Consider the following 24,282-nt stretch of genomic DNA (forward strand, 5'->3'; position numbering starts at 1 on the left):
GCCGGGGGTTCTCCTCCGCAGACCATGAGAACAGGTCGCGCCAGCCGGCACGGCCGACGAGCTCGGACGGAGCAGTCTCATGAACGTACTCAAGGGCTCGGCGGTCGTCGCCGGGTTGGCGGCGTCCTTCATCCTCACGGTCACGCCGCAGGCAACCGCAGAGAAGCCCTCGCGGCTCTTCGGCACGACCGGTGCGTGCAACAACGCCTCACCGGGAGGCCCCTGCACACAGCGCAGTACCCTCGTCGAGCTCGATCCGCGGACGGGCGCCCTGGTGAGGGAGATCGGGCCCGTCGGCTACACCGTGAACGGGTTGGCCTGGGACCGCCGCTCCAAGCGGCTCTACGCCTCGACGGCGATCGGGGACGTCACCTTCCACGGCCTCATCACCATCGACCCCCAGACAGGAGCCGGCACACCCGTCAACGCCCTGGTGCGCAACTTCGGGCTTGCGGGACCTGCCTCCCCGATCCACTCGATCACTCTCGACTCTCGCGGGAACATGTCCGCCTGGTACGACGAGTTCCCGCCGCCACTGACGGTGACCGACACCTATGTCACCATCGACCCTCACACCGGCATCGCCAGCGAGCACCCGGACACGGGGATCAACACGTCGCAGAACGGGCTCTCGTTCGACGACGACGACCGGCTGTGGAACATCGACGCACCCTCGTCCAAGAGCATCGGCGCCCCACCGACGCAGACGGCCTACCAGCTGCGACCGACCGACGGGACGGTCCTGCGGGGCGTGCCCATCACGACACCGACCCCGGCGGCGCTCGGCGACTTCAGCCCCGACACGGGCCTCTACTACGGGCTCGAGTTCGAACCGTTCTCAGCAACGAAGGCAACCTTCATCGAAGCCGTCAACGTCAGGACCGGGACGCTGACAACGCTGGGTCAGACCGTGGACGACCTGCACACCCTGGCGTTCGCCAAGAAGGTGAAGTAGCCCACCGACTACGGCTCGTTGCCGTGCCGCGTCGCGACGGCGAACGAGGTGGGTCCCGCCGACTCCCCCGGCAGAACCCACCTCGTCTCCACCCCCACCGGTCCCCCGACCGGCCATGCACCCGACGCGGCCCCCCGCGGTCGGTTTTCCCCTTGACCACCACGGTGCCTGCAGCACTGCAAGTTCCATGACATTTTGGACGTGTCGTTTGCGCAAGGTTCGCGCAAGCACACGGTGGGTCGACCCCCAGGAGAGCGGACATTGCAGTCACCAGCCACATCCGTCACAGAATGCCCGCGCAATTCCGCGGGAATCCCCCGGCGCCGAGGCGGTCCACCTATGGTTGACGAGACCGGTCGTTCGGACGGGGGGTCGTCCGCGTGAGCTTCCGGTTGCGGGGGTCCGGTTCGCCGGGAAGATGGTCCAGACAGCAGCAGAATTTGCCTCCAGGGGGGTGGCCCAGTGGTGCGTGACGTCGACGGGAGCAGGGGTCCGTTCGTCCTGAACATCAGGATGAGCCGTCGAGCCGTGCCCTTTGCCACGATGCTGCTGCTCTTCGCACTGCTCCCCTTCCTCGCAGGCAGCTCGCCCCAGCCGCGCGCCTCCGTGGTGCTCGCCGCCGGCGAACCCGCTGTGCAGAGCGCCGTCGGCGTGGTCGGTGAAGTGCGCGATCAGGTCTCCGAGCTGGCCGCCGGCGGCACGCCGACCGCCGCCATGGCGCCCGTCGACTCCGCGTTCGCCAGCGCGGTCGGCGGTGGCCTCTTCATGTTCCCCGCGATCAGCCTGGCTCCGGCCACGGCAGAGGCGATCGCGGCTCCGATCGCCGGCGGGCCGCTCTTCATCCACCCCGTCCCGGGTGGCGAGACGTCGCCCTTCGGTCCGCGCATGCACCCCGTGCTGGGTCGCCCCATGTTCCACACGGGCATCGACCTCGCCGCGACCTGCGGGACCCCGATCCACGCGGCCGCTGACGGCACCGTCATCTACGCCCGGGTCTCCAACTCATGGGGTGGCCGCACGATCATCGAGCACACTCCGACGCTCAAGACGGCCTACGGCCACCAGTCGAAGTTCCTCGTGACCGAGGGCGAGCAGGTCAAGCAGGGCCAGGTCATCGGGCTCGTCGGCACGACCGGCTGGTCCACCGGGTGCCACCTGCACTTCGACGTCATCGTCAACGACCGCTACGTCGACCCGGCCCCCTACCTCGGCTTCCCGCCGTCAGCGACCTCGTCCGTCCCGTATGCCGTCGTCCCGCACCTGGTCATCGACCAGGGTGGCCGTGTCGTCAAGACCGTCGAGGACGGCGACGTGCCGATCCCCGAGGCATCGGTCGTCCCGTCCACGCCGGCCGCCACCATCACGCCGCCCCCCACGTCCTCGCCGAGCCAGACGCCGCCGCCGGCCGCGACATCCCACCCGACGCAGACGTCGACGCCTCCGCCGACCACGACGACGCCTCCGCCGACCACGACGACGCCTCCGCCGACCACGACGACGCCTCCGCCGACCACGACGACGCCTCCGCCGACGACCACGACGCCTCCGCCGACGACCACGACTCCTCCGCCGACGACCACCACCCCGCCGCCCGGCACCACGACACCGCCGCCCGGCACCACCGCGCCACCAGCGACGACCACGCCGCCCGACACGACCACGCCACCGGCCACCACGACGACGCCGCCGGCCACGACCGACCCGGCCACCACGACGACCACGCCGGCCGCGCCCGTGGACCCGCCGGCGGCCACGACGCCTCCAGCTGACCCGCCGCCCACACCGGCCCCCGCGCCCGCAGACCCGGCACCCGCACCCGCGGCTCCCGCACCTGCAGACCCCGTGCCGGCGCCTGCACCCGCACCGCCGCCCGCCGTTGCGCCGTCGGTGGCACGCGTCGCCCCCGTCGACCCCGCGCCGGCACCGGCCCCGAGCGACCCGCCTCCGGTGACGACCCAGGCTGCGGCACCCGCGCCCGATCCCACGACCGGCGCCGTGCCCACCGCACCCCCGGCCCCGACGGGCACCGTAGCCTGACCCGCACGCGCGTCACAGCGGCCGCGGAACCCGTCCGGTCCGCCCGCGCCGAGCGCCCCGAAGTCCTCACGATTCGAGCACGCTCGGCGCGCTGGGATGCCGCTCGCCCTCGCGAGCCGATAGGTTTTCGGGATGGACGACGTGAGAACCGACGCCGCGGCGACGAGCGATCGGACCCCCGACGAGCCCCGTGACCCGATGGTCGTCATCGAGGGCGTCAACAAGCACTTCGGCGACCTGCACGTGCTGCGCGACATCAACCTGACCGTCGGCAAGGGCGAGGTCGTCGTCGTGCTCGGGCCGTCCGGCTCGGGCAAGTCGACGTTGTGCCGGGCCATCAACCGTCTCGAGACCATCGAGGCCGGCTCCATCTCGATCGACGGCAAGGCGCTGCCCGAGGAGGGAAAGCCACTGGCGCAGCTGCGCGCCGACGTCGGCATGGTGTTCCAGTCGTTCAACCTCTTCTCGCACAAGACGATCCGCGACAACGTGACGCTCGGGCCGATCAAGGTGCGCAAGAAGTCCAAGTCCGAGGCCGACACCCTCGCCGGCGACCTGCTCAAGCGGGTCGGCGTCGAGGCCCAGGCCGACAAGTACCCCGCCCAGCTCTCGGGTGGTCAGCAGCAGCGCGTGGCCATCGCGCGCTCGCTCGCGATGGGACCCAAGGTCATGCTCTTCGACGAGCCGACGTCGGCCCTCGACCCCGAGATGGTCAACGAGGTGCTCGACGTCATGGTCGGCCTCGCCAAGGAGGGCATGACGATGATCGTCGTGACCCACGAGATGGGCTTCGCGCGCAAGGCCGCCGACCGGGTCGTGTTCATGGCCGACGGCCAGATCGTCGAGGTCGGTACCCCGCAGGAGTTCTTCACCAACCCGAAGAGCGAGCGTGCCAAGGACTTCCTCGGCAAGATCCTCACCCACTGAACCAGCTGACGACTGCGGCACGCAGGACCGCGTGCCGTGAGCAACCACCAGGGAGGAACCCAATGAAGGCACGACGACTCGCAGCCGTCGCGGCGGCCGCGACGCTGGCCCTCACGCTCGCCGCGTGTGGATCCGGTCAGCCCAGCGGCGGCAGCGGAGGCACCGGCGGAGGCGGAGGCGGCGGTGGCGGCCTCAAGATCGGCATCAAGTTCGACCAGCCCGGCATGGGCCTGAAGAAGGGCAACGAGTACAGCGGTTTCGACGTCGACGTCGCCAAGTACGTCGCCAAGGCGCTCGGCACGTCCGAGGACAACATCACGTGGGTGCAGGCGCCGAGCGCCCAGCGTGAGACGCTCATCCAGACCGGTCAGGTGGACTTCGTCGTCGCGACGTACTCCATCACCGACGCCCGCAAGCAGAAGGTCAGCTTCGCCGGCCCCTACTTCATCGCCGGCCAGGACCTCCTGGTCCGCGCCGACGACGCGACCATCACGGGTCCGGACGCCCTCGCCGGCAAGAAGCTCTGCTCGGTCACCGGCTCGACCTCCGCCCAGAAGGTCAAGGACAAGTACCCCGGCGTCCAGCTCCAGGAGTTCGGCACCTACTCCGAGTGCCTGCCTGCACTGCAGACCGGTGGCGTCGACGCCCTGACCACCGACGACACCATCCTCGCCGGCTACGCCGCCCAGGAGCAGTACAAGGGCAAGTTCAAGGTCGTCGGCAAGCCGTTCTCCACGGAGAACTACGGCATCGGCCTGAAGAAGGGCGACACCGCCCAGTGCACCAAGATCTCCGACGCCATCAAGAAGATGATCAGCGACGGTTCGTGGCAGAAGGCGCTCGACGCCAACCTGGGGCCGGCCGGCTACAAGCCGGGCACGGGCAACCCGCCCACCCCCGCCGCCTGCTCCTGATCGCTCGCCTCGCTCGGGCCGCGGCGCCACTCGGCACCGCGGCCCCTGCGGGCCAGATCCCTTGTGCGTGAAGGAGGGACATGTTCGACATCCTCGAGAAGTACGACATCCTCGCCGCCTTCTGGATGACCATCAAGCTGACGTTCTTCTCGGCGATCGGTGCCCTCGTCATCGGCACGGTCCTGTCGATCATGCGCGTCTCGCCGGTCGCCGTGCTGCGCCGGCTCGGCGCGTTCTACGTCAACGTCGTCCGCAACACCCCGTTGACCCTCATCGTCTTCTTCTCCCTCGCGGGCGTGGGCATCGTGCTGCAGATCAACCTGGTCGACCCGAGCTCGTCGACCTCGTTGCGCGACAACGCGATCCGGTGGGCGATGGTGGCCCTCGCGGTCTACCACGCGGCGTTCGTCTGCGAGGCACTGCGAAGTGGCTTCAACACGGTTCCGCTCGGCCAGGCCGAGGCGGCTCGATCGATCGGCCTGACGTTCGGCCAGAGCCTTCGCGAGGTGATCCTCCCGCAGGCGTTCCGGGGCGCCATCGCACCGCTCGGCTCGGTCCTCATCGCCCTCACCAAGAACACCACCGTGGCCTCGGTCATCGGCGTCGCGGAGGCATCAGCCCTGATGAAGACCATCATCGAGAACGAGACGGCGAGCGTCGCCGTCTTCCTGGTGTTCGCCCTCGGCTTCGTCATCCTGACGCTGCCCGTCGGCCTCCTCTTCACGTCGCTGTCGCGACGCCTGGCGGTGAAGCGATGAGCACCCAGAACGTCCTGTTCGACGCGCCCGGCCCCAGGGCACGCCGCAGGCACGCGATCCTCACGGCATTCGGCTTCGTCCTCTTCGCGGCGACCCTCGCTGCCGTGCTGGTGAAGTTCAACGCCCAAGGTCAGCTGACGGGTGCTCTCTGGCAGCCACTGATCGACCCCGAGGTCTGGACGGCCTACGTCGTCCCCGGCCTGATCAACACGATCAAGGCGGCCGCCGTCTCGATCGTGTCGGCGATGGCCTTCGGCATCCTCTTCGGCATGGGCCGTCTCTCGCAGAACGGCCCCATCCGGTGGGTCAGCGGCATCGTCGTCGAGTTCTTCCGCGCCGTCCCCGTGCTGCTGATGATGTACTTCCTGTTCCAGCTGTTCGCGTTCAACAACATCTTCGTGGCCAGCCTGAACTCGTTCATGGCGGTCGTGATCGCCCTGACGCTGTACAACGGCTCGGTCATCGCCGAGCTCGTGCGCTCCGGCGTCTACGGGCTGCCCAAGGGCCAGTCCGAGGCCGGCCTGTCGATCGGGCTGACGGCGTCGCAGACGCTCCGTTCGATCCAGCTGCCGCAGGCCCTGACGGCGATGCTGCCGGCGCTCATCAGCCAGGTCGTCGTCATCCTCAAGGACAGCGCCCTCGGTGCCGCCATCACCTATCCCGAGCTGCTCCAGAGCATGCGCGACATGGGCACGGCGTACGCCACGGTCATCCCGGCATACATCCTGGCTGCCGTCGTCTTCATCGCGATCAACTTCGGGTTGACGGTGGTGGCAGGACGCATCGAACGTCGCCTCAACCGGCGCGGTCGCGGCCCCCGCAAGGCGGGTCCGGCCACCGGCGTGGCCGGACCCGGCACGGTCGACGCCCCGACCGACGGTCTGGGCGGCCGCGGCGTGCACACCGGGGACGCCACGAGCGCGGCCCGGTGACCTGGACGCCTCCCTGAAGTCTGGGTTGCCGTCCGGACCCGGACGGCAACCCACACGGAGAAAGGGGCCCCGACACCAGTGGTGTCGGGGCCCTTTCGTGCGGTGCTCCCCCGATTGGACTCGAACCAATAACCTGCCGGTTAACAGCCGGCTGCTCTGCCAATTGAGCTACAGGGGAATGCTGCTGCGCAACCATAGCAAAGCATCTGCGGCGACAAGAAATCGGGATCGGCGGGTCGCGCGGGGCCCCTGCGGAGCAGCTTCCCGAAGCGCTCCTGGGCGCCTCAGAGACCCACTTCGGAGCGCAGCCGGGCGAGCCGTTCAGCCGCCTCGGCCGCCACGCGTGGGTCGCTCAGGTCGACGCCCTTGCCGGGGATCGTCTGCTCGACCAGCTCGCCGGTGGCGAGGTCCTGCCGGATGACGACCCTCACGGTGCGCCGGTTCGGGGCGCGGAACTCGTCGGAGAGCACGACACTCGCCTGGAGGCGCTCGCGCAACGTCTGCTGCACCAGCGACGGTTCGTGCAGACGCCACTGTGCAGCCGGTGCCCGGTCGGCCCAGGTCACCGTGAGGAGCGAGCTCTCGCCCTGCCAGGTGCCGGTCTCGGCCTCGTGCCAGGGCCTGCGCCAGGACAGCACGCCGTCGGCGCCGACGAACGCGAGATGGTGCGTCGTGGCGACGACGTGCCCGTCGGTCAGGTCGTCGCGAGCCCACGCGAGCACCGACTCGGCGCCGTCGAGCGGCACAGCTGAGCGCACGTCGGCGGGCAGCGGCGGCCGGCGGCGTCTCTCGAACAGTGGCATCAGCCCATCCCTGCCTTGATCGCGGCGAGCTCGCGCTGGAGCGTCTGCAGCTGGACACCGAGCTCCCTCGTGCGCTCGGGCTCGGGCGTCTCGGCGTGGTCGAGGCGCCGCATCTCGCTCATCGCGTCGGCGATGCGACGAGTGAGGGCGATCGTGCGGACGCGGTCGAACAGCTCGTCGACGTAGCGTGAGGTCGGCAGTCCGGTGTTGGGGTCCATGCGGGTGGGCAGCGTGTCGACGGCCAGCTCGCTCACGAGGCCCGCGACGGCCGACGCGGCGGCCTCCGTGACGGCGGAGGTCCAGGCCCGCGCGTTCGCCTTCTCGCCGTCGTGGTGCGCGATGCGCACACCGTCGAAGACCGCACGGTGAGCCGGCGCCGAGAAGGCGTCGGGCGTCAGCAGGTCGATGGCGCCGGCCTTGAAGACCGTGGGGAACTGCAGCAGCACCTGGAGCAGCTGCCGCTCGGCCAGCACCACCGGGTCGCGCCGGTCGGGCGCCGGCATGCCGGGACCGGCCTCCCCCACCGCCGGCTCGACGGCCTCGTCGCGACCGCCACGCTCGGTCTGCGCCCTGGGGACGTCGTCGACCTTGATCTTGCCGGCTCGTGCCACCTCCGAGGCGACCTGCTCGACGTCGAGACCGAGCATGCCCGAGACCTCGCGGGCGTACTCCGGCTGGAGCGAGCGGTCGCGGATGGAGGCGACGATCGGGGCGACGGCCCGGACGGCCTGGATGCGGCCCTCAGCCGTGCCGAGGTCGAAGCGCTTGATCGTGGTGCGCGCGGCGAACTCGAACATGGGCACGGCGTCCTCGATAAGCGCCTGCACGGCCGGGTCGCCCCCGGCCTGGCGCAGCTCGCACGGGTCCTTGCCCGACTTCTCGACGGCGACGAAGGACTGCGAGGTCCACTTCTCGTCGTCGGCGAACGCCCGCATCGCGGCCTTCTGGCCGGCGGCGTCGCCGTCGAAGGTGAAGATCACCTTCGCGGGGGCCAGGCCCGCCTCGTCGCGCATGAGGCGGCGCAGCAGCTTGATGTGCTCGGCGCCGAAGGCCGTGCCGCACGTCGCCACGGCGGTGTCGACCCCGGCGAGGTGGCAGGCCATCACGTCGGTGTAGCCCTCGACGACGACGGCCTGTCGCCCCTGCGAGATCTTCTTCTTCGCGAGGTCGAGGCCGTAGAGCACCGTCGACTTCTTGTAGATCGGCGTCTCGGAGGTGTTGAGGTACTTCGCCTCGATGCGGTCGTCGTCGAAGATGCGCCGCGCTCCGAACCCCACGGTGTCGCCCGTGATGTCGCGGATCGGCCACACCAGCCGGCCGCGGAACCTGTCGTAGAGGCCACGGGCGCCGCGTCCGGCGAGGCCGCCGGTCACGAGCTCGTCGTCGGTGAAGCCCTTGGCGCGCAGGTGACGCACGAGGTCCTCGCCGCCGCGCGGTGCGAAGCCGATGCCGAACTGCTTGACGTGGGCGCCGTTGAAGTCGCGGGCGCGCAGGAAGTCGCGTCCCTGACGGGCCGGACCTCTGTCGTTGAGCAGGAGGTCGGTGTAGTACTCCTCGGCGACGCGGTGGGCCTCGATGAGCCGGCTGCGGCGCCCGAGACCGTCCTCGCGCGGACGCTGCCCGTCCTCGTAGCGCAGCTCCATGCCGAGCTTCTGCGCGAGCCGCTCGACGGCCTCGGAGAAGGTCAGGTGGTCGACCTTCTGCACGAAGGAGATGACGTCGCCACCCTCCTGGCAGCCGAAGCAGTGCCAGGCACCCACGGCGGGGCGGATGTTGAACGAGGGCGTCTTCTCGTCGTGGAAGGGGCAGAGTCCCTTGAGCGAACCGGGGCCGGCGGAGCGCAGTGTCACGTGCTCGCGCACGACGTCCTCGATGGACGACCGCGCCTTGACCGCCGCGATGTCCTCGCTGTTGATCAGCCCCGCCATCTGCCTCCTGTCGCTGCCCGTGATCCTAGTTCGTCACCACACCGGTGCTGTCAGCGGCACCACTGGCTGTCGAGGGCGAGGGCTCGCACGTCGGTCAGCGAGGCGACCTGGTCGACGACGACGCGCAGCCGCTCGCCGTCGTCAGCCGCCGCGTCGTGGTCGACGCGGAAGGCTGCGTCGAGGCGCTCGTGGGGCCGGACTGCATACGCCTCCACGAGGTCGCGCACGACGTCACGCTGCCCCGACATCACCGAGAGGCGTTCGTCGGTGGTCATGACGAAGTGGTTGGCGATGGCCTTGAGCACGGAGCACTCGGCCCGGGTGTCGTCGGGCACCACCAGGTCGGCCTCGAACCTGCACAGCTGCCCCGGTCCGTGCCGCTCCCGGGTCGCCTTCTCGACGACCGACACGAAGTGCCCGATGAGTCGGCTCGTCATGTCCTTGAGCCGCGCGAGGTCGCCGCGCGAGCCGTCGTATGCCGTGGGCAGCGCCTCCGAGGCCATCAGACGCTCCAGCGCCGCACCGAGGGCATCGGCCCCGAGGTCGGGCGCGTAGGTGCGGCCCGCAACCTCGATGACGTCGGTCAGGTCGCGGGACTCGAGGATGCGCGGGTCGATCCAGCCGGACGCGATGGCGTCCTCGACGTCGTGGACGGAGTACGCGACGTCGTCGGACCAGTCCATGACCTCGGCCTCGAGGCAGCGGCGACGCGCAACGGCATCGGCGCGGATCCACTCGAAGACAGGGAGATCCGAGGGATACACACCGAACTTGCCTGTCGCATAAGGCCCGTCGCCGCGCGCCCACGGGTACTTCGTGGTGGCGTCAAGGCTCGCCCGGGTGAGGTTGAGGCCGGCCGGGGTGCCGTCAGGGTGCGCGCGCTTCGCCTCGAGGCGGGTCAGGATGCGCAGGGTCTGCGCGTTGCCCTCGAACCCGCCTATGCCAGAGGCGATCTCGTCGAGCACGGTCTCACCGTTGTGGCCGAAGGGCGGGTGTCCCAGGTCGTGGGCCAAACACGCGGTGTCGACGACGTCCGCGTTGCAGCCGAGGGCCGCACCGAACTCACGCCCGATCTGCGCAACCTCGAGCGAGTGCGTCAGGCGGTTGCGCACGAAGTCGTCGTGGCCGGGGGCGAGCACCTGCGTCTTGGCCGCGAGCCGCCGCAGCGCCGACGAGTGCACCACCCTGGCCCGGTCACGGGCGAAGTCGTCGCGGTCGGCACGCTTCTGGGCAGGGTCCTCCGCCAGCCAGCGTTCCCGGTCCCGCCCCTCGTAGCCCACACCGGAACTCTATGCGGCACGGACTCACACGAAGGGGCGCCGCACCCGACGGGGCGTCGCCGTCCGGCTGCGGCGCGAGGGCGCATACTGAGCCATGGAGCCGCTCAGGCTTCCGAACTCAGGAGCGCGCCATGGGCGACAAGTCACCGAAGTCCCACATGTCCACGAAGGCCAGATCGCTCAAGGAGAAGCGTGCCGACAAGCACGCCAAGTCCGCGGCCAAGGACCACACCGAGATCATCCCCCCGAAGGCCAAGCGCTGATCCCCACCCGACCCTGACGTCGGCTCAGCCGAGCTCGGCCTGCACCCGCCGCACCCAGGCCGGCTCGGTGCCGTAGCGCTGCGTCTTGATGAGGCGCAGGTTGGCGCAGTCCTCGACGAGCTCGGCCATCCGCTTGTCACGCGTCGCCTCCTGCTTGGCCGTCACCACCCAGTTGGTGGCGATCTTGCGGTACGACGGCGTCGCGGCGTCCCAGAAGGCCGAGGCCCGTGGGTCGGCGCGCAGCAGCTGCTCGTACTCGGGAGGCCAGGTGCGCTCGCGGTTCTCGTACGCATAGACACCGGAGCGGTCCTCGCGGCGCTTCTCGAAGGCGGCCACCCCGGCCGGGTGCATCCGCCCGGCAGCCGTGAGCTCGGCGACGGCGTTGATGTTGATCGTGCTCCAGTTGCTGCCGGCCTTGCGCGGGGTCCACCGCTGGCGCACGGCGTCCTCGTCGATGCGCTGCGCCACCGAGTCGATCCACCCGAAGCAGAGCGCCTCGCGCACGGCCTCGGCCCACTGCAGGCCGCGCGGCTCGACGTGCTTCTTGCTGAGCCCCATCCACAGCTCGGTGGCGCTGTCGTGGTTGGCCTCGAGCCAGGCCCGGAAGTCGTCGGCGTCGTCGAAGAAGGTCGCCGGCCGCTCGGCGGATCCACCCTGTCGCATGCCCCGATCCTGCCAGCCGACGCCGACGCTGAGAGGATCGCACGTGTGACCGACGTGACCGACGTGACCGACGTGACCGACCGCATCCTCCTCGCCGCCCGCAACAACGCCCTGTGGTGCGACGCCGTCGCGCGCTCGCACGGCGTCGCCTGCACGACGGACGCCGACGCCTGGACGGCCGCCACCAGGACTCCGCCGTACTACCCCGACGCCGTCACCCTCTCCCCCACGGTCGGCGAGTACGACGTGCTGGCACGCGTCGATGACTCCGACGGCTGCTCGGTCAAGGACTCGTGGTCACGCCTCGACCTGTCGATCGAGGACTTCGCCCGGCTCGTCGTCGGCGAGTGGGTCTGGCTCGACCCCTCCAGCCGCGTCACCGCTCCCGCAGACGAGGCGTGGCGGCGCGTCACGACGCCCGAGGCGATGGCCGCGTGGGTGCGCGCGTGGGCGAGCGACCCCGAGGCGGAGGCGATCCTGCTCCCGTCGCTGATCGAGGTTCCGGGGGTGCACGTCCTCTCCGCCCACGCCTCCGACGACCCGGACGCGCCGGTCGTCTCCGGCGCGATCGTCAACGTCACGGGCGACGTCGCGGGCATCGGCAACGTCTTCTCCGACGACCCGGACGAGGAGCGCGCCTGGGCCGCCGCCGCGGCTGCCGCACGGACCGTCGCGGACGGCATACCCCTCGTCGGCTGGGAGGCCGGTTCGAGCGTCGACGCGGCAGCGGCCGTCGGGTGCGAGCGGCTCGGCCCGCTCAGCGTCTGGCTGAAGTGAGCGTCAGCCGCCGCTGACCGACAGCTCGGCCTCCGCGATGGTGCGCCGGTGCTCCTCCGAGAGCTCGCGCGACTCGAGCCAGCGGTCGGGCAGAGCCACCGTGCGCGACGAGCCGGCGCGACCACGCTGGCCCTCGGCGGCCTCGCCGGGCCACGGGGCGTCGGGGTCGAGCGTCGCGAGCAGGGCGTCGAGGGCGGCCATCGAGTCGACGAGGGCGAGCGAGTTGCGGACCGTCGACCCGGCCGGGAATCCCTTGAGGTACCAGGCGATGTGCTTGCGGATGTCGCGGCAGGCGCGCTCCTCCTCGCCGTAGAAGTCGATGAGGTACTCCGTGTGCGTCCGCAGCGTGGCCGCGACCTCCCCGAGGGTCGGGGTGACCCGTGCCGAGGTGCCGGCGAAGGCGGCGGCGAGATCGGTGAAGAGCCACGGTCGGCCGAGACAGCCGCGTCCGACGACGACGCCGTCGCACCCGGTCTCGTGGACCATCCGGACGGCGTCCTCGGCCGACCAGATGTCGCCGTTGCCGAGCACGGGCACCGAGGTCACGGTCTCCTTGAGCTGCTTGATCGCGGCCCAGTCGGCCGTGCCCGAGTAGGCCTGCGACGCGGTGCGCCCGTGCAGCGCGACCGCCGCCACGCCCTCCGCCTCCGCAGTGAGCCCGGCGTCGAGGAAGGTCAGGTGCTCGTCGTCGATGCCCTTGCGCATCTTCACGGTGACGGGGATGTCGCGCCTACCGCCCTCCTCGACGACCGCGCCGACGATCGCCTTGAAGAGGTCCTTCTTCCACGGCAGCGCCGAGCCGCCGCCCTTGCGGGTGACCTTCGGGACCGGGCAGCCGAAGTTGAGGTCGATGTGGTCGGCTCGGTCCTCGGTGACGAGCATCCGGGCTGCGGCCCGCGCGGTGGCCGGGTCGACGCTGTAGAGCTGGATCGACCGCGGGTTCTCGTCAGGGTCGTGCTCGATGAGGCGCATGGACTCCGGCGAGCGCTCGACGAGGGCGCGGCTGGTGATCATCTCGCTGACGTAGAGGCTCGTCGCCCCGGAGGCCCCACCGCCGGACGCGAGGGCCGAGCCCTCTCGGCCGTACTCGCGGCACAGCCGCCGGAAGGCCCGGTTGGTGATCCCCGCCATCGGGGCGAGGACGACCGGCGACTCGATGACGTGGCGCCCGATGCGCAGCGGCGGCAGCACGGCGCCGGTGTCGGTAGCGGGGGTCAGGACGTCGGTCACGGGCTCGATTCTCCCCGATCAGGCGCCTGACGCCGAATCGGCGACCTCTCTCGTAAAGCGCAGAAGGGCGGCGGCGAAGGCCTCGGGCTGGTCGAGGTTGGACAGGTGGCTCGCCCTGGGGATCGTCTCGACGCGCGCCGTCGGGCACGCCCTGAGGTAGGCGCGGGTGCCGATCCGGAACTGGTCGAACTGCCCGTTGAGCAGCAGCACCGGGCAGCGCACCCCGTGCAGCATCGAGGGGCGGCAGTGCGTCATCACCTCCTGCCACGCGGCGGGTGTCGCGTCGAACCAGTAGCCACCGGCGATGACCGGGTCGATCAGGTCGGCCGGGTAGATCCGGTGCAGCACGCGGTCGTTGACGCGCGTCATCCTGGCCGGGCCAAGGCGGTTCGTCAGGGCGGCGACGCCGCGGTAGACCGCCGCCCCCGGGCCCGTCGGCGTCGCGCTCGAACCGGCCAGCACGAGACCCGCGAGCGTGTCGGGACGGGCGGCGGCATACGCCATCGCGGCGTAGCCGCCGAGCGAGTGGCCGACGAGCACGACGGGGTCGGCGTGCGCCGAGGCCGACGACACGGCCTCGCCGATGACCCCGACGCAGCGGTCCATCGTGAACGGCTCGCCGGCGCGCGCGCCGTGGCCCGGGAGGTCGACCAGGGTCAGACCGACGTGGTCGCTGAGCAGCGGCACCTGCGGGGCCCACTGCGTGCTCGACAGGCGTGAGCCGTGCACGAGGACCAGGTGAGCGGGCACAGGGCGAGAATGCCACGATGGCCCGGTGACCCACCTCATCAGCGCCACCGACCTCGCCCACGAGATCGAGGACGTCGTCGTCCTCGACGTCCGCTGGGCGCTCACGACGGCGAACAGGCCGGCAGGTCGGCGGGACTACGAGGCCGGCCACGTGCCGGGAGCGTTCTTCGTCGATCTCGACGTCGAGCTCGCCGCGCCGGCCGGCGAGGGAGGTCGCCACCCGCTTCCCGAGCCCGCCGTGGTCCAAGCGGTCCTGCGGCGGGCGGGCATCACCGAGCACAGCCGCGTCGTCGCCTATGACGGCAAGGACTCGTATGCCGCCGCGCGGGCCTGGTGGGTGCTTCGCTGGCTCGGCATCAGCGCTGTCCGCGTGCTCGACGGCGGCTGGGCCGCCTGGACGGCCGCCGGACTGCCGGTGTCGACCGACGAGCCGGCGGACCGGCACGGCGACGTCGTCGTGCGGCCGGGGCAGCTGCCGACGCTCGATGCCTCCGGGGCTGCGGCGCTCGCCCGCGACGGTCTGTTGCTCGACGCCCGCGCCCCCGAGCGGTATGCCGGTGAGACCGAGCCGATCGACCCCGTCGCGGGCCACGTGCCGGGCGCCGTCAACAGCCCGACGACCGAGTGGGTCACGGCCGACGGCACGTTCCGCCGGGACCTCGCGGAGCACTGGGCGCACGTGACGGGCGGCGTCGAACCGGCTGACGGTGCTGTCGGCGTGTACTGCGGCTCCGGCGTCACCGCCGCCCACCACATGCTCGCGCTCGCCGAGCTCGGCGTCGACACCGTGCTCTACCCCGGCTCGTGGAGCGAGTGGATCCGCGACCCGTCCCGCCCCGTCGCAACCGGGCACCAGCCCGGCTGACCGAACGGCGATCGAAAGAACACTCCGTCGTCCATCAGCGCGTCCGTGCGGTCGTCGTGAAGCCGACGGAGTGTTCTTTCGATCAGGTCAGAGGGGGCGGTCGAGGCGTCGGGTCATCGAGCGCAGCGCCCGCACGGCGGCCGCTCGCACGGGCTCCTCGGGATCGTCGACCGCCTCGTGCAGGGCGGCTGCGTGCTCGGCCTCGCCCACCGCGCCGAGCACACGAGCCGCGGCCGCCCGGACCCGCGGCGTGTCGTCGCCGGCGACGAGCCGCGCGCACGCCTCGCCGGCGTCGCCGACCTCCCATCGGGCCGCGACCTTGGCACACATCTCGCGTACCCGCCACGCCGGATCATCCAGTCCTGCAACGACATCGGCGCCACAGCGGTCGTCCCAGACGTAGAGGAGGGTGCGCGCCGCCCAGACCCGCGACCAGTAGAGCGTCTCGACGTCGAGGTGGTCGGGCGAGCCCCATCCGTTCACCGCGCGGCCACCGACCCACCCGATGTCGGGCAGCTGCGCGTCACCCCACTCGGCGCGCCCGGTGAGCAGGTCGGCGCACCAACGCGTCAGCACGTCGTCACCGAGCGCGTCGGCCGCTGCCCGCGCGCGCTCGCCCGGCGTCGCACGGAGGATCGCGTCCGAGACCATGCGGGCAGTATGCCGCCGTCTCCGACCACGGACGCGAGTATGCCGCCCGCCCGGGTGGGCGGACGGCATACGTCAGCGGTGCGTGCGGGAGCTCAGCAGCCGACGAGGCGCTGGGCGAGGTAGCCCTCGACCTGGTCGAGGGCGACGCGCTCCTGCGCCATGGTGTCGCGCTCGCGGATGGTGACCGCGTGGTCGTCGAGCGTGTCGAAGTCGACGGTGACGCAGAACGGCGTGCCGATCTCGTCGTTGCGGCGGTATCGCTTGCCGATGGCGCCGGCGTCGTCGAAGTCGATGTTCCAGTGCTTGCGGAGCGTGGCCGCGAGGTCGCGAGCCTTCGGCGAGAGGTCGGCGTTGCGCGACAGCGGGAGCACCGCGACCTTGACGGGCGCCAGACGCGGGTCGAGACGCAGCACGACGCGCTTGTCGACCCCACCCTTGGTGTTGGGGGCCTCGTCCTCGGTATAGGCGTCGACGAGGAAGGTCATCAGCGAGCGCGACAGGCCGGCCGCCGGCTCGATGACGTACGGCGTGTACCGCTCACCGGTCTGCTGGTCGAAGTAGACGAGGTCGGTGCCTGAGTGCTTCGAGTGCGTGCCGAGGTCGAAGTCGGTGCGGTTGGCGATGCCCTCGAGCTCTCCCCACTCCGAGCCGGCGAAGTTGAACCGGTACTCGATGTCGACGGTGCGCTTGGAGTAGTGCGACAGCTTGTCGGCCGGGTGCTCGAAGTGGCGCAGGTTGTCGGGGTTGATGCCGAGGTCGGTGTACCAGCGGGTGCGCTCGTCGAGCCAGTACTGCAGCCACTGCTCGTCCTCGCCGGGCTTGACGAAGAACTCCATCTCCATCTGCTCGAACTCGCGGGTGCGGAAGATGAAGTTGCCGGGCGTGATCTCGTTGCGGAAGCTCTTGCCCGTCTGGGCGATGCCGAACGGCGGCTTCTTGCGCGAGGCCTGCATGACGTTGTTGAAGTTGACGAAGATGCCCTGGGCGGTCTCGGGGCGCAGGTAGTGCAGCCCCGACTCGTCCTCGATGACACCGAGGTGGGTCTTGAGCATCATCTGGAAGTCGCGCGGCTCGGTCCACCGGCCCTTGGTGCCGCAGTCGGGGCACACGATGTCGGTCATCGGGATCGAGTCGGGGTCGTCGATGCCCTTCTTCTCCGCGAGCGCCTCCTGCAGGTGGTCCTGGCGGCGGCGCTTGTGGCAGTTGAGGCACTCGACGAGGGGGTCGGTGAAGGTGCCCACGTGACCGGACGCGACCCACGTCTCGCGCGGCAGGATGATCGAGGAGTCGAGGCCGACGACGTCGTCGCGGCCGGTCACCATCGACTTCCACCACTGGCGGCGGATGTTCTCCTTGAGCTCGACGCCGAGCGGGCCGTAGTCCCAGGCAGACCGGGTGCCTCCGTAGATCTCACCGCTCGGGAAGACGAAACCCCTGCGCTTGCAGAGGCTGACGACGGTGTCCACGGTGGATGTCTGCTTGGCCATGCGGGACAGGCTATCGGGCGACTGCGAGTCCATTTGCCACGTGTCCCGGGTATGCCGTCGCGTCCCCTACGCTCGTCGGGTGTCCTTGAGCTTCCGTTCCCGTGTCGAGCACGCGTCGGCCCCGTGGGTCGAGCGGATGAACGCTGTGCCGCGGCCCGTCGCGTTCTGCGTCCTCGTCGCACTCCTCGCCGTCGGCATCCTGGCCCCTCGGCCCTGGGCCGGCATCGCGTTCCTCGTGGTCGCGGCCTTCGTGGGCTGGCTGCTCTTCCTCACCTGGCAGCGGCTGACGTTGCCGGAGCGGCTGATGCGGGCCGCTGTGCTGGCGCTGGCGGTCGCGGTGGCCGTGGTCAGGATCGTTCCTGCGGGCTGACGGCGCCGGCGCCCGTCGATTTTGACAATCATTCTCATTTTGGGTGAGGATGGTCGTCGTGACGCCTCCCCTCCCACGCCCCCGCCGGCTCCTGACGGCCCGGACGGTCCTGAGGGCCATGAGGGCCCTGAGGGCCCCCGTCGCGCTCACGGTCCTCGCGACGACGGCGGCGCTCGCCATGGGCGCCTGTAGTGCGCAGACCACGGGGGGCGGCGCCGGCTCCCCCATCGTGACCTCGTTCTACCCGATCCAGTTCGCGACCCAGCAGGTCGTCGGAGGCACCGCCGAGGTCACGGTCCTGACCCGCCCCGGCGCAGAGCCGCACGACCTCGAGCTCGCTCCACAGGACATCGGCGGCATGACGAAGGCGCGACTCGTCGTCTACGCCGACGGGTTCCAGCCGGCGGTCGACGAGGCGGTCGGGCTCGTCGACGGTGCCAAGGTGCTCGACGTGGCCGGCGCCGCCAGGCTCGTGCCGGCCAGCCCGAGCGAGGGCGAGTCGGCCGACGAGCACGACGACCACGCCGGCCACTCGCACGGAGCCGACGACCCACACTTCTGGCTCGACCCGTCCCGATACGCAGCCGTGGCCGAGGCCATCAGCGCGCGCCTGTCGAAGGACGACCCGTCGAAGGCGTCGACGTACGCGCGCAACACCGCCGCCTTCGTCGAGAAGCTGTCGCAGCTCGACGACGAGATGCGGGTCGGCCTGGCGCAGTGCCGCACCACGCAGCTCGTCACCAGCCACGGCGCCTTCGGCTACCTGGCTGCCCGCTACGGTCTGCACCAGCAAGGCGTCACGGGCATCTCACCGGAGGCCGAGCCGAGCGCGACCGCCCTCAAGGCGGTCTCCGACCTCGTCTCGTCCGCGGGTGTCACGACGATCTACCAGGAGACCCTCGTCGAGCCGCAGTTCGCCCGGACGGTGGCCGGGTCGACAGGCGCCAAGGTCGCGACGCTCGACCCGATCGAGGGCATCACCTCGGCCACCCAAGGCTCCGACTACTTCGAGGTCATGCGCAGCAACCTCGTGACGTTGCGTGAAGGACAGGGGTGCTCATGAGGTCCGCGTCGCTCGTGCCCGGTCACCCGGAACCGCCCGACGCCGTCGTGACGCTGCGTGGCGCCGGCTTCGGCTACGGCGACCGACCCGTGCTCACCGACGTCGACCTGACGATCCGCAGCGGCGAGATCGTGGCGATCGTCGGCCCCAACGGATCCGGCAAGTCGACCCTCATGAAGGGCGTGCTCGGCCTCAACGAGCGGACCGCCGGCTCCGTCAGTCTCTTCGGGGTCGACAGCACCGAGTTCCACGACCGCGCGCGCGTCGGCTACGTGCCACAGCGGCATACGTTGTCGGCCTCCGTGCGCGCGACGGCCGAGGAGATCGTGTCGACGGGGCGCCTGGCTCGCATCGGCTGGCTCGGGCGACTGCGCGCCACCGACCGACAGGTCGTGGCGCGGTCGCTCGACCTCGTCGGCCTCGCCGACCGCGCCACCACTGAGGTGAGCACCCTGTCGGGGGGTCAGCAGCGACGCGTCCTCATCGCCCGCGCCCTCGCCGCCGAGCCGGACGTCCTGATCATGGACGAGCCGACCGCCGGCGTCGACGCCGCCAGCCAGCACGTGCTCGCCGACGTGCTCGAGCGCCTCGTCGAGCGCGACGTCACCATGGTGATCGTCACGCACGAGCTCGGCGCGCTAGAGCGGCTGCTCACCCGCATCGTCGTCGTCGACGCTGGGCGCATCCGTTTCGACGGCACCCCGCAGGAGTACGCCCGTGCGCGCGACCACGTGCACCACGACCACGACAGCCACCACCACGACCACGAGCTCGACGAGCACGCATCGCTCGCGCACGGGCCGCTCGACACGAACCACCCCGAAAGGCGGCGGCCATGACAGACCTCCTCACCGTCGACTTCATGCAACGGGCGCTGGTCGCGGCGCTCCTCGTCGGAACGGTCGCCCCGATGGTCGGGATCTTCCTCGTGCAGCGGCGTCTGTCGCTCATCGGTGACGGCATGGGCCACGTCGCGCTCGCCGGCGTCGCCATCGGCCTCGTGACGGGCACGGCGCCGGTGCTCACCGCGCTCGTCGCTGCGCTCGTGGCCGCCGTCGTCATCGAGCTGCTCCGTACGCGAGGACGCACCAACGGCGACGTCGCCCTCGCGGTCATCTTCTACGGCGGCATCGCCGGCGGCGTCGTCATCATCAGCAAGTCACCCGATGGCACCCCCGCGAACCTCATGAAGTACCTCTTCGGGTCGATCCTCACGACGCAGCGCACCGACCTCTACCTCTTCGCCGGTCTCGCGCTGCTCATCGCCGTCACCACCTGGGTGCTGCGACCGCGTCTGTTCGCCGTCGCCAACGACGAGGAGTACGCGCGCGCCGTCGGCATACCGGTGCTCCCGCTCAACATCGTGCTGGCCGTGCTCACCGCAACCACCGTCGTCGTGGCCATGCGCGTCGTCGGCCTGCTGCTCATCAGCGCCCTGATGATCGTTCCCAACGCCGCGAGCCAGCTCGTCGCGCGGTCGTTCAGCAGCGGGCTGCGCTGGGCCATCGGGTTCGGCCTCGTGTCGTCCGTCGGCGGCGTCGCCCTCTCCTACCCGCTCAACACGCCGTCCGGCGGCACGATCGTGCTGCTGGCGGTAGGCCTCTTCGTCGTCACGGCCGTCGTCACCGGCGTGCTGGCCCGGGTCGGCGGACGACGGCACGACGTCGCCGAGCGCCACGAGCACGAGCACGGCACGGAGTGCGGCCACCCGGCCGTGCTCCACGGCGACCACGTCGACTACGTGCACGACGGCCACCTGCACGCGGCGCACGAGGGTCACTACGACGAGCACGGCGTGCACCACCACGAAGACAGCCTCGCCCGCCGCGACGGGGCAGGCCCCTCCGAGACCATCGCACCGACGACGGGAGCGAGACCATGACGGACCGTGCCAGCGGCACCACGCGCCGACCGACTCGTCAGCAGGCCGCCGTGGCAGACCTGCTCGAGAAGTCCGACGACTTCACCTCCGCCCAGACGGTGCACGCCCGGCTGCGTGAGGCGGGAGCGGGCGTCGGCCTCGCGACGGTCTACCGCACGCTCCAGGCCATGGTCGACGCCGGCACCGTGGACGTGCTGCGCACCGACGACGGCGAGGCGGTCTACCGGGCGTGCTCGACGCACCACCACCACCATCTCGTCTGCAGGGCGTGCGGTCGCACCGTCGAGGTCGAGGGCCCCGCGGTCGAGCGATGGGCCGACACGATCGCGGAGGACCACGGGTTCAGCGACGTGACGCACACCCTCGAGATCTTCGGCACCTGCGCCGACTGCGCCACCCCCCGATCCCCCTGACCCCAATCGAGAGAACACTCCGTCACCGCCCTCTCAATCCAGAGAACACTCAGTCCCGCACCCCCAGCGATGTACACCGCGACGGAGTGCCCTCTCGCTGTGTTGGGTTCCTCAGGTGCTGGTGGTGGGGGTGTCGATGGCGCCGCCGTAGCGACGATCGCGAGCGACGTACTCCTCGATCGCGGCCCAGAGGTCGCGTCGGTCGTAGTCGGGCCAGAGCCGGTTCTGGAACACCATCTCCGCGTACGCCGACTGCCAGAGCAGGAAGTTCGAGGTTCGCTGCTCACCCGAGCTCCGGACGAAGAGGTCGACGTCGGGCATCGTCGGCTCGTCGAGGTACTTCTTGATCGTCTTCTCGTCGACCGAGCCCGGCCGCAGCCGACCACCCTTGACGTCGTGGGCGATTCGCTGCACGGCATCGGCAATCTCGGCCCGTCCGCCGTAGTTCACGCAGAAGTAGAGGGTGAGCCCGGTGTTGTGCCGCGTCAGCTCCTGGGCGATCTCGAGCTCCTTGATGACGGACCGCCAGAGCCGGGGCGTGCGGCCGACCCACCGCATGCGCACTCCCCACTCGTGCAGCTGGTCGCGCCGCCGCCGGATGACGTCGCGGTTGAAGCCCATCAGGAAGCGGACCTCCTCGGGCGAGCGCCGCCAGTTCTCGGTGGAGAAGGCGTACGCCGACAGGTGGGTCACGCCGACGTCGACGGCACCCGCGACGACGTCGAGCAACGACGCCTCCCCCGCCTCGTGACCCTTGGTGCGCGGCAGCCCCCGCTGGTTGGCCCACCGCCCGTTGCCGTCCATGACGATCGCCACGTGCTTCGGGAGCAGATCGCTCGGGATGGTCGGCGGCGTGGCACCCGACGGATGCGGGAAAGGCTTGGCGTACATGGGTCTCCGGATCGGTGAGGTCGGGTTCGCTTGTGGCTCAGGCCCGCTCGACGAGGCGCAGCGAACGCAGCCCGCGCTCTATGTGCCACTGGAGGAAGGCGGCTACCATGCCGTTGCCCTGACGACGATGCCGTTCATCGCTCGCGTCGGCAACCTCCCAGTCGCCGGCCAGCAGGGAGGCGAGCAGCTCGAAGGTCTCGGGTGCGGGCGCGCTCGAGCCGGGCGGACGGCATACCGAACAGACTGCGCCGCCGGCCTGCACGTTGAAGGCGCGGTGCGGGCCCGATGCGCCGCAGCGCGCGCAGTCGACGAAGCTCGGCGCCCAGCCCGCGACGGCAAGCGAGCGCAGCAGGTACGCGTCGAGCACGAGCCCCGGGTCGTGCGCGCGCTCGGCGAGGGACCGCAGGGCGCCGGCGAGCAGGAGGTACTGCTGGGTCTGCGGCTCGTGCTCCTCCGAGAGCTGCAGCGCGGTCTCGAGCATCGAGGTCGCGCACGTGTAGGCGGTGTAGTCGCGGGCGATCGCGTCGCCGTAGGGCGCGAGCGTCTCGACCTGGGTGACCGTGTCGAGGTTGCGGCCCTCGTAGCACTGCACGTCGACGACCATGCCGGGCTCGAGACGGGAGCCGAAACGTGACTTCGTGCGACGCACTCCCTTGGCGACCGCGCGCACCCGCCCCCGGGTGCGTGTGAGCATCGTGATGATGCGGTCGGCCTCGCCCAGCTTGTGGGTGCGCAGGACGATCGCCTCGTCACGGTAGAGGGGCATGCCGTCATTCTCCCCCGTCGCCAGGCCGGTGGAGCACCGCACGCGCCGGACCACGAGAAGTGCCTGAACTCGAACGAGCGGGTCGAACACGCGTTCGACGTTTCGGGTTATCGTGTGGGCATGGACCTCGCTCTCCAGGGTTCGCTGCTCGACCTCACCGACGCGATGACGCTCCGTGCCGTCGGCACCGGCCTCACCCGACACCAGCTCGCCCGCGGGGCATGGGTCGACGTCAGGCCCGGCTGGCTCGCCGCTGGCGACGACCTCTTCGCGGCGCTGCTGCGCGACGTGCCCTGGCACGCGGAGCGCAGGCAGATGTACGACTCCGTCGTCGACGTGCCACGCCTGACGAAGTTCTATGCCGCCGACGAGCGGCTCCCCCATCCGATGCTCGACGAGGCCCGCGAGGCCCTCAGCGCGCACTACGCCGACGAGCTCGGCGAGCCCTTCGTCACCGCCGGCCTCTGCCTCTACCGCGACGGCCGCGACAGCGTCGCCTGGCACGGCGACCGCATCGGCCGATCACGCGACAGCGACACGATGATCGCCATCCTGTCGCTCGGCTCGGACCGCACCCTGGCGCTGCGCCCACGAGACGGCGGCGCCATCCCGGGTTCGTCCACAAAGAGCTTGCGCTACCCCCTCGGGCATGGTGACCTCGTGGTGATGGGTGGCTCGTGCCAGCGCACGTGGGACCATGCGGTGCCCAAGACGTCGAAGCCGATGGGGCCACGCATCTCCGTGCAGTTCCGTGTCGCAGGCGTCCGCTGACCAAGGAGAGTACGTATGCCGTCCAGCCGCCCAGGTGGCCCCCTGCCCTACCTCGACCACCTCGCGGCCGACTCGGCACGGTTTCGTGCCGCCCTCGAGCACGCTCCGACCGACGCGCGCGTCCCCACCTGCCCCGACTGGGACGCCGACGACCTGCTGTGGCACCTCGCGGAGGTGCAGTGGTTCTGGGGTGAGATCGCCGAGCGCGGCCTCACCGACCCGGCCGACCTCGACGCGATGAACGCGAGCCGAGAGGAGCGGCCATCTCATCGCGCCGGGCTGCTCGATCTCTACGACCGCTCGAGCGAGCGACTTCACCGCGTCCTGTCCGTACTGCCTCCTGAGACCCCTCTGTGGATGTGGGCCGACGACAAGAGCGCCGGCTACATCCGGCGGCGCCAGGCCCACGAGGCGATGGTCCACCGGCTCGACGCAGAGCTGACGGTGGGTGAGCGCACCCCGCTCGACTGCCGGCTGGCTGCCGACGGTGTCGACGAGGCGTTGCGGATCATGCGCGGCTACGAACCCGAGCCCGGACTCACGCACGAGCCCATCGGTCCCGCTGTGACGATCGCGACCGTCGACGCCATGCACGCCTGGACCGTGACGCCGGTGCGCATCACCGGCACCGACGCGGACGGCGACGTCATCGACACCGAGCGCTTCCTCGTCGTCGACGGCCCCGACGGCGAGGCCGTTGCCGAGATCTGCGGGTCGGCGGCCGACCTCGACTGCTGGCTCTGGAACCGTCCCGCCGACGGCGAGATCACGCGCGAGGGCGATGCCGCGGCGCTCGCTGCTGTCGACGCGGTGCTCGGCGGCTCGATCGACTGAGGTCGGCACCTGGGCAGCACCGCGTGTGCACACCAGCCGGGGCCAGAGCCCCTGGGGTGCACACGCGGACGG

Annotated in this window: 26 protein-coding genes and 1 tRNA gene; 16 read left to right on the forward strand and 11 right to left on the reverse strand. The window is 70.8% G+C overall.

The window, feature by feature from the left end:
• The first annotated feature begins 79 nt into the window (after positions 1 to 79).
• From AB4091_RS09165 to AB4091_RS09190, 6 genes are all read left to right on the forward strand, one after another.
• The gene (locus AB4091_RS09165; protein WP_442291440.1) at positions 80 to 955 is read left to right on the forward strand and encodes a hypothetical protein; all 876 of its coding nucleotides are present in this window, start codon (positions 80 to 82) and stop codon (positions 953 to 955) included.
• 513 nt (positions 956 to 1,468) lie between these two features.
• Positions 1,469 to 2,992 (forward strand): M23 family metallopeptidase, encoded by a 1,524-nt coding sequence (locus AB4091_RS09170; protein WP_442291441.1) that lies wholly within the window; start codon positions 1,469 to 1,471, stop codon positions 2,990 to 2,992.
• Between the two features lie 198 nt (positions 2,993 to 3,190).
• A complete protein-coding gene (locus AB4091_RS09175; RefSeq protein ID WP_442291936.1) occupies positions 3,191 to 3,919 on the forward strand; it encodes an amino acid ABC transporter ATP-binding protein in 729 nt (242 codons plus the stop codon).
• Positions 3,920 to 3,981: 62 nt separating this feature from the next.
• Positions 3,982 to 4,833: a glutamate ABC transporter substrate-binding protein gene (locus tag AB4091_RS09180; RefSeq protein ID WP_442291442.1), complete on the forward strand. Its 852-nt coding sequence runs from the start codon at positions 3,982 to 3,984 to the stop codon at positions 4,831 to 4,833.
• Positions 4,834 to 4,913: 80 nt separating this feature from the next.
• Entirely contained in the window at positions 4,914 to 5,591 is a 678-nt protein-coding gene (locus AB4091_RS09185; protein WP_442291443.1) for an amino acid ABC transporter permease, read from the forward strand.
• Complete coding sequence (locus AB4091_RS09190) at positions 5,588 to 6,523, forward strand: amino acid ABC transporter permease (protein WP_442291444.1); 936 nt, start codon at positions 5,588 to 5,590, stop codon at positions 6,521 to 6,523. The genes AB4091_RS09185 and AB4091_RS09190 overlap by 4 nt, the downstream gene beginning before the upstream one ends.
• 105 nt (positions 6,524 to 6,628) lie before the next feature.
• Here the strand turns inward: AB4091_RS09190 and AB4091_RS09195 are convergent.
• The 4 genes from AB4091_RS09195 to AB4091_RS09210 form a co-directional block, all read right to left on the reverse strand.
• A tRNA-Asn gene (locus AB4091_RS09195) sits at positions 6,629 to 6,701 on the reverse strand.
• 106 nt (positions 6,702 to 6,807) lie between these two features.
• On the reverse strand, positions 6,808 to 7,326 hold the full coding sequence (locus AB4091_RS09200; RefSeq protein WP_442291445.1) for a hypothetical protein: 519 nt from the start codon (positions 7,324 to 7,326) through the stop codon (positions 6,808 to 6,810).
• Positions 7,326 to 9,254, reverse strand: a complete 1,929-nt coding sequence (gene dnaG / locus AB4091_RS09205; protein ID WP_442291446.1) for a DNA primase — start codon at positions 9,252 to 9,254, stop codon at positions 7,326 to 7,328. The genes AB4091_RS09200 and dnaG overlap by 1 nt, the downstream gene beginning before the upstream one ends.
• Before the next feature lie 50 nt (positions 9,255 to 9,304).
• Positions 9,305 to 10,534 carry a deoxyguanosinetriphosphate triphosphohydrolase gene (locus AB4091_RS09210; RefSeq protein WP_442291447.1) on the reverse strand — a complete coding sequence of 410 codons (1,230 nt, stop codon included), beginning with the start codon at positions 10,532 to 10,534 and terminating at the stop codon, positions 9,305 to 9,307.
• A gap of 131 nt (positions 10,535 to 10,665) precedes the next feature.
• Between AB4091_RS09210 and AB4091_RS09215 the strand changes: the two genes are divergently transcribed.
• Entirely contained in the window at positions 10,666 to 10,797 is a 132-nt protein-coding gene (locus AB4091_RS09215; protein WP_020142547.1) for a hypothetical protein, read from the forward strand.
• 24 nt (positions 10,798 to 10,821) lie between these two features.
• On the opposite strand, the gene AB4091_RS09220 is transcribed toward AB4091_RS09215, so the two are convergent.
• Complete coding sequence (locus tag AB4091_RS09220) at positions 10,822 to 11,460, reverse strand: YdeI/OmpD-associated family protein (protein WP_442291448.1); 639 nt, start codon at positions 11,458 to 11,460, stop codon at positions 10,822 to 10,824.
• Positions 11,461 to 11,505: 45 nt separating this feature from the next.
• Between AB4091_RS09220 and AB4091_RS09225 the strand changes: the two genes are divergently transcribed.
• A complete protein-coding gene (locus tag AB4091_RS09225; protein ID WP_442291449.1) occupies positions 11,506 to 12,237 on the forward strand; it encodes a hypothetical protein in 732 nt (243 codons plus the stop codon).
• Between the two features lie 3 nt (positions 12,238 to 12,240).
• Here AB4091_RS09225 and dusB read toward each other — a convergent pair whose 3' ends face one another.
• Positions 12,241 to 13,467 carry a tRNA dihydrouridine synthase DusB gene (dusB, locus tag AB4091_RS09230; RefSeq protein ID WP_442291450.1) on the reverse strand — a complete coding sequence of 409 codons (1,227 nt, stop codon included), beginning with the start codon at positions 13,465 to 13,467 and terminating at the stop codon, positions 12,241 to 12,243.
• A gap of 18 nt (positions 13,468 to 13,485) precedes the next feature.
• The gene (locus AB4091_RS09235; protein ID WP_442291451.1) at positions 13,486 to 14,217 is read right to left on the reverse strand and encodes an alpha/beta fold hydrolase; all 732 of its coding nucleotides are present in this window, start codon (positions 14,215 to 14,217) and stop codon (positions 13,486 to 13,488) included.
• Between the two features lie 25 nt (positions 14,218 to 14,242).
• Between AB4091_RS09235 and AB4091_RS09240 the strand changes: the two genes are divergently transcribed.
• A complete protein-coding gene (locus AB4091_RS09240) occupies positions 14,243 to 15,082 on the forward strand; it encodes a sulfurtransferase (RefSeq protein ID WP_442291452.1) in 840 nt (279 codons plus the stop codon).
• 87 nt (positions 15,083 to 15,169) lie between these two features.
• On the opposite strand, the gene AB4091_RS09245 is transcribed toward AB4091_RS09240, so the two are convergent.
• Positions 15,170 to 15,733 carry a HEAT repeat domain-containing protein gene (locus tag AB4091_RS09245; RefSeq protein WP_442291453.1) on the reverse strand — a complete coding sequence of 188 codons (564 nt, stop codon included), beginning with the start codon at positions 15,731 to 15,733 and terminating at the stop codon, positions 15,170 to 15,172.
• Between the two features lie 92 nt (positions 15,734 to 15,825).
• Positions 15,826 to 17,220 (reverse strand): glycine--tRNA ligase, encoded by a 1,395-nt coding sequence (locus tag AB4091_RS09250; protein WP_442291454.1) that lies wholly within the window; start codon positions 17,218 to 17,220, stop codon positions 15,826 to 15,828.
• A gap of 79 nt (positions 17,221 to 17,299) precedes the next feature.
• Here AB4091_RS09250 and AB4091_RS09255 point away from each other — a divergent pair, with 79 nt between their 5' ends.
• From AB4091_RS09255 to AB4091_RS09275, 5 genes are all read left to right on the forward strand, one after another.
• On the forward strand, positions 17,300 to 17,590 hold the full coding sequence (locus AB4091_RS09255) for a DUF6703 family protein (protein ID WP_442291455.1): 291 nt from the start codon (positions 17,300 to 17,302) through the stop codon (positions 17,588 to 17,590).
• 118 nt (positions 17,591 to 17,708) lie between these two features.
• Entirely contained in the window at positions 17,709 to 18,653 is a 945-nt protein-coding gene (locus AB4091_RS09260; RefSeq protein WP_442291456.1) for a metal ABC transporter substrate-binding protein, read from the forward strand.
• Positions 18,650 to 19,492, forward strand: a complete 843-nt coding sequence (locus tag AB4091_RS09265) for a metal ABC transporter ATP-binding protein (RefSeq protein WP_442291457.1) — start codon at positions 18,650 to 18,652, stop codon at positions 19,490 to 19,492. Before AB4091_RS09260 ends, AB4091_RS09265 begins: the two co-directional genes overlap by 4 nt.
• The gene (locus AB4091_RS09270; protein ID WP_442291458.1) at positions 19,489 to 20,535 is read left to right on the forward strand and encodes a metal ABC transporter permease; all 1,047 of its coding nucleotides are present in this window, start codon (positions 19,489 to 19,491) and stop codon (positions 20,533 to 20,535) included. The genes AB4091_RS09265 and AB4091_RS09270 overlap by 4 nt, the downstream gene beginning before the upstream one ends.
• A complete protein-coding gene (locus tag AB4091_RS09275) occupies positions 20,532 to 20,948 on the forward strand; it encodes a Fur family transcriptional regulator (RefSeq protein WP_442291459.1) in 417 nt (138 codons plus the stop codon). The genes AB4091_RS09270 and AB4091_RS09275 overlap by 4 nt, the downstream gene beginning before the upstream one ends.
• A gap of 111 nt (positions 20,949 to 21,059) precedes the next feature.
• Here AB4091_RS09275 and AB4091_RS09280 read toward each other — a convergent pair whose 3' ends face one another.
• Entirely contained in the window at positions 21,060 to 21,839 is a 780-nt protein-coding gene (locus AB4091_RS09280) for an isoprenyl transferase (RefSeq protein ID WP_442291460.1), read from the reverse strand.
• A 37-nt stretch (positions 21,840 to 21,876) separates the two neighbouring features.
• Complete coding sequence (gene recO, locus AB4091_RS09285; protein ID WP_442291461.1) at positions 21,877 to 22,605, reverse strand: DNA repair protein RecO; 729 nt, start codon at positions 22,603 to 22,605, stop codon at positions 21,877 to 21,879.
• 120 nt (positions 22,606 to 22,725) lie between these two features.
• Between recO and AB4091_RS09290 the strand changes: the two genes are divergently transcribed.
• Positions 22,726 to 23,376 carry an alpha-ketoglutarate-dependent dioxygenase AlkB gene (locus AB4091_RS09290; protein WP_442291462.1) on the forward strand — a complete coding sequence of 217 codons (651 nt, stop codon included), beginning with the start codon at positions 22,726 to 22,728 and terminating at the stop codon, positions 23,374 to 23,376.
• 15 nt (positions 23,377 to 23,391) lie between these two features.
• On the forward strand, positions 23,392 to 24,210 hold the full coding sequence (locus AB4091_RS09295; protein WP_442291463.1) for a maleylpyruvate isomerase family mycothiol-dependent enzyme: 819 nt from the start codon (positions 23,392 to 23,394) through the stop codon (positions 24,208 to 24,210).
• The last annotated feature ends 72 nt before the right edge of the window (positions 24,211 to 24,282 follow it).

Source organism: Terrabacter sp. 2RAF25 (genome assembly GCF_052115265.1).
Lineage (GTDB): Bacteria > Actinomycetota > Actinomycetes > Actinomycetales > Dermatophilaceae > Terrabacter.